A 5,103-nucleotide genomic window follows, 5' to 3' on the forward strand; every position below is an offset into this window, starting at 1 on the left:
AGTGCCAGATTTATTGACTGACCCACCGCATTCGCGAGCAAGCCCGCTCCCATACAAGCCCGCTCCTACATTTACCTCTGGCGCTTCAGGGTCTCGCTGGGCAACTCCTGAAACAACGCCCGATAACTGTTGGAAAAACGCCCCAAATGCCAGAACGACCAATTCATCGCCACCTCCGCCACGGTGGTGTCCACTGACGGCGGGCTCAACAACTCCCGCCGTGCACTGTTCAACCGGCGCAACCGCAACCACTGCGCCGGGCTCATCCCTGTATACGTCTTGAACCCGTGCTGCAACTGGCGCAACGGCACCCCGGCAATGCGCGCCAGTTGCAGCAGGTTGACGGTTTCATCCGGCACATCCGCCGCCCATTCGCCAATGCGCGCCATGATGATTCGCTCCTCGGTGCGCCGCTGCAATGAGCCCTTGTCGAGGCACACGCAGGCGTTGTCGAGGATGAACAGGCAATCGTCGAGCAACTGTTGCGTGAGGGCATCACGACTCGGCAGGTCCAGCGTCGCCGACAGCCGTGTCAGCGTGCCGCTGAGCCAGCGGCTGAACAACGGGTTTTGCAGGGAGTTGAGCGGGGCCATGAACAACCCCTCCAGCTTCGCCACATCCAGACCATGGCGCTGGACAAACTGCGGCCCGAACACCACTGCCACTTCGCGGTAGTTTTCCGGGGTGATCCAGGTGTTGCGGCTTTCGCCATTGAGCACGTACAGCGCGTTGTCGCTGCCATCGAAACAGAACGCCAGGGAACCCGGCGGCGCGTTGAAGTTCTGCTCCACCCGGGTGTTCATCCGCTCTTCGTACACCTCGACACCTTGCAGGTCGAGATAGCGGATCTGCCCGGCAAAATGCCCCGGGGACATCTGCTGGTACTGCTGCACCCAACCGGGTGTCGCACTGCATTGAGCGGCCACATCACCGGTGGTGAAGGCCTGTACGCGCAAAGCTGTTGCCTGTGTCATGGGTAACCTGGGCGCACTCTATTGGTGCGTTGTGGTTGGCGCAAAGTGGATAGATGCCGTTGGACGGCTGGCCCAAGATAGACCTCAATGCGCCGCGAGGGAAGCCCGCGGCGCAGCATCCAACCCATGACGAGGTCCTTATGAACGCCCCCTTCGATCAGCTGTCCGCCTGGCTGAAAGAACACAAGATTACCGAAGTCGAATGCGTGATCAGTGATTTGACTGGCATCGCACGCGGCAAGATTTCGCCCACCAACAAGTTCCTGCATGAGCGAGGCATGCGCCTGCCGGAAAGTGTGTTGCTGCAAACGGTAACCGGGGACTTTGTCGACGACGATATCTACTACGACCTGCTGGACCCGGCCGACATCGACATGATCTGCCGCCCGGTGTCCAACGCCACCTACGTGGTGCCATGGGCCATCGAGCCGACGGCCATCGTGATCCACGACACCTTCGACAAGCAGGGCAACCCCATCGAACTGTCGCCGCGCAACGTGCTGAAAAAGGTCCTGCAACTCTATACCGACCAGGGCTGGCAGCCGATTGTCGCGCCGGAGATGGAGTTCTACCTGACCCAGCGCTGCGAAGACCCGGACCTGCCGCTGAAGACCCCGCTGGGCCGTTCCGGTCGCGCCGAAAGTGGCCGCCAGTCGTTCTCCATCGACGCTGCCAACGAGTTCGACCCGCTGTTCGAAGACGTCTACGACTGGTGCGAAGCCCAGGGCCTGGACCTCGACACGCTGATCCATGAAGACGGCCCGGCGCAGATGGAAATCAACTTCCGCCACGGCGACGCCCTCGACCTGGCCGATCAGATCACCGTGTTCAAACGCACCCTGCGCGAGGCTGCACTCAAGCACAACGTGGCGGCCACCTTCATGGCCAAACCGGTGGCCGACGAGCCCGGCAGCGCCATGCACCTGCACCAGAGCGTGGTGGAGATCGCCACCGGCAAGCAGGTGTTTGTCGATGAGCACGGCAACAAGAGCCAACTGTTCCTCAACCACATCGGCGGCCTGCAGAAGTACATCCCCAAGCTGCTGCCGATGTTTGCGCCTAACGTCAACTCGTTCCGCCGCTTCCTGCCGGACACCTCGGCACCGGTCAACGTCGAGTGGGGCGAAGAAAACCGCACCGTCGGCCTGCGTGTACCGAGTTCCAGCCCCGACGCCATGCGCGTGGAAAACCGTCTGCCGGGCGCCGACGCCAACCCGTACCTGGCCATCGCCGCCAGCCTGCTGTGCGGCTACCTCGGCATGATCGAAAAGGTCGAGCCCAGCGCCCCGGTGGAAGGCCGCGCCTACGAGCGCCGCAACCTGAGGCTGCCGATCACCATCGAAGACGCCCTGGCGCGCATGGAAGAGTGCGACACCGTCAAGCACTACCTGGGGGACAAGTTTGTGCGCGGCTACGTCGCGGTCAAGCGCGCCGAACACGAGAACTTCAAGCGAGTCATCAGCTCCTGGGAACGTGAATTCCTGCTGCTGAGCGTCTGACGACTCGTCCGTAGCTTAGCGAGGCTGCGTCGGGCCCACCGCAATTGTGTCTGATACATCGCTACGCAGCCTCGCCAGGGCTCGACAGCTGCTACGGGCAGAATGGCTGGATGAATACATAAAAATCAATCAAGCAAAGGGGTGTCGATATGCGTCTGGTGAAAAAGCTTCTCCCGCTGGCCTTGGCGGCATTGTTCAGCAGCGCGGGTCATGCCGCGCAGACGGTCAGTGTGTACAACTGGACCGACTACATCGGTGAGACCACCTTGGCCGACTTCCAGGCCAAGACCGGGATCAAGGTGATCTACGACGTGTTCGACTCCAACGAAACCCTGGAAGGCAAACTGCTCGCCGGCCGTACCGGCTACGATGTGGTGGTGCCGTCCAACCACTTCCTGGCGCGCCAGGTAAAGGCCGGCGCGTTCCTCAAGCTGGACCGTTCGCAGCTACCCAACTTCAAGAACCTCGACCCCAAGCTGCTCAAGCTGCTGGAGAAAAACGACCCGGGCAACGAGCATTCGGTGCCGTACCTGTGGGGCACCAACGGCATCGGCTACAACGTGGACAAGGTCAAGCAGGTGTTGGGCATCGACCATATCGACTCGTGGGCCGTGCTGTTTGAACCGGAGAACATCAAGAAGCTCCACGAGTGCGGCGTCGCGTTCCTCGACTCGGCGGATGAACTGTTCCCGGCGATCCTCAACTACATGGGCAAGGACCCGCGCAGCGAGAATCCCGAAGACTACAAACAGGCCGAGGCCAAGCTGCTGACCCTGCGGCCGTACATCACTTATTTCCATTCCTCCAAGTACATCTCGGACCTGGCCAACGGTGATATCTGCGTCGCCTTCGGTTATTCCGGCGACGTGTTCCAGGCGGCCAACCGCGCCAAGGAAGCCAAGAACGGCGTGAACATCGCCTACTCGATCCCCAAGGAAGGCAGCAACCTGTGGTTCGACCTGCTGGCCATCCCGGCGGACGCCGCCAACCCGAAAGCCGCCCATGCCTTCATCAACTACTTGCTGGACCCTGAAGTGATCGCCAAGGTCAGCGCCAGCGTCGGCTACGCCAACCCGAACCCGGCGGCCAAGGCCTTCATGGCCCCCGAGCTGGTGAACAACCCCGAGATCTACCCGTCCCAGGAAGTGCTCGACAAACTCTACATTTCCACCACCCCGACGCCCGCCGTCATGCGCTTGATGACGCGGTCCTGGAGCAAAGTGAAGACCAACAAATGAACCGTTCCTCCTCCGACCACGCTCGTTCCTATTACCTGGCTTCGGCCAACGCCATGCCCCGGCGCCCAGCGCTGGGGGCTGACCTGACCGCCGATGTGTGTGTGATCGGCGGTGGGTTCACCGGGGTCAACACCGCCATCGAACTGGCCCAGCGCGGGCTGTCGGTGATCCTGCTGGAGGCCCGGCGGATTGGCTGGGGCGCCAGCGGGCGCAATGGCGGGCAGTTGATTCGCGGGATTGGGCATGACGTATCGGGCTTTGCCAGGTACGTGGGGGAGGAGGGCGTGCGTTACCTGCAGCAGGCCGGGATCGATTCGGTGGCGCTGGTGGGGGAGCGGATTCGCGAGCACGGGATTGACTGTGATTTGCGCTGGGGGTTTTGCGAGTTGGCGAATACGCCGGCGCAGTTTGCGGCGTTTCAGGGGGAGCTGGAGAGCCTGGCTGCCTTGGGGTATGCGCCTGAAACGCGGTTGGTGGCATCGCAGGATATGGCGCAGGTGGTTGGCTCAGGCTTGTATGCCGGTGGCCTGGTGGACATGGGCTCCGGGCATCTGCACCCGTTGAACCTGGTGCTGGGGGAGGCGGGTGTGGCCGAATCCCTTGGGGTGCGGATCTTTGAAGACAGCCCGGTGCTGGAGTTGATCCATGGCGACACGGTGCAGGTGCGTTGCGAGTTTGGCAGCGTGCGCGCCGGCAACCTGGTGCTGGCGTGCAATGCGCATCTGGAGGAACTGGAGCCGAAGTTGAGCGGCAAGGTGCTGCCAGCGGGGAGCTACATCATTGCGACCGAGCCGCTGTCGGTTGGGGTGGCTGATCAGTTGATTCCGCAGAACCTGGCGTTGTGTGATCAGAAAGTGGGGTTGGATTATTACCGCCTTTCGGCGGATCGGCGGTTGTTGTTTGGGGGGGCTTGTCATTATTCGGGACGTGATCCGGTGGATATCGCGGGGTATATGCGGCCGAAGATGCTCAAGGTTTTTCCGCAGTTGGCGAATACCGCGATTGAGTTTCAGTGGGGGGGGAAGATCGGCATCACCGCCAATCGCTTTCCCCAGGTGGGGCGCCTGAAGCAGCATCCGAATGTGTTCTATGCCCAGGGGTATTCGGGGCATGGGTTGAACGTGACTCACTGGTGTGCGCGGTTATTGGCTGAGGGGATTCAGGCTGGGCAGAGCCGGGGGTTGGATGTTTTCAGCCAGGTGCCGCATATGACTTTCCCGGGGGGGAAGGTGTTGCGTTCGCCGCTGTTGGCGTTGGGGATGTTGTGGTATCGGGTTCGGGAGATGGTGGGGTGATTGATTGGGTACATATCCGTTTCTTCGGTAACGGCCACCTAGGGTTTCGCTCTTACAGCGAGTCACTTTGCAAAAGCGGCAAAGTAACCAAAGCGCT

At 61.5% G+C, this 5,103-nt stretch carries 4 protein-coding genes; 3 read left to right on the forward strand and 1 reads right to left on the reverse strand.

What is annotated here, in order from left to right:
- Positions 1-71: 71 nt before the first annotated feature.
- Positions 72-974 carry a helix-turn-helix domain-containing protein gene (locus ACW9I6_RS30665; RefSeq protein WP_008430744.1) on the reverse strand — a complete coding sequence of 301 codons (903 nt, stop codon included), beginning with the start codon at positions 972-974 and terminating at the stop codon, positions 72-74.
- Between the two features lie 140 nt (positions 975-1,114).
- On the opposite strand from ACW9I6_RS30665, the gene ACW9I6_RS30670 reads away from it, so the two are divergent.
- The 3 genes from ACW9I6_RS30670 to ACW9I6_RS30680 all read left to right on the forward strand — a co-directional run bounded on the left by ACW9I6_RS30670 (position 1,115) and on the right by ACW9I6_RS30680 (position 5,006).
- Positions 1,115-2,473, forward strand: a complete 1,359-nt coding sequence (locus tag ACW9I6_RS30670) for a glutamine synthetase family protein (RefSeq protein WP_457340177.1) — start codon at positions 1,115-1,117, stop codon at positions 2,471-2,473.
- A gap of 149 nt (positions 2,474-2,622) precedes the next feature.
- The gene (locus ACW9I6_RS30675) at positions 2,623-3,711 is read left to right on the forward strand and encodes a polyamine ABC transporter substrate-binding protein (protein ID WP_003219153.1); all 1,089 of its coding nucleotides are present in this window, start codon (positions 2,623-2,625) and stop codon (positions 3,709-3,711) included.
- Entirely contained in the window at positions 3,708-5,006 is a 1,299-nt protein-coding gene (locus ACW9I6_RS30680) for an NAD(P)/FAD-dependent oxidoreductase (protein ID WP_457340178.1), read from the forward strand. Before ACW9I6_RS30675 ends, ACW9I6_RS30680 begins: the two co-directional genes overlap by 4 nt.
- Positions 5,007-5,103: the final 97 nt, after the last annotated feature.

It is taken from the genome of Pseudomonas sp. SDO5522_S412 (assembly GCF_054071215.1).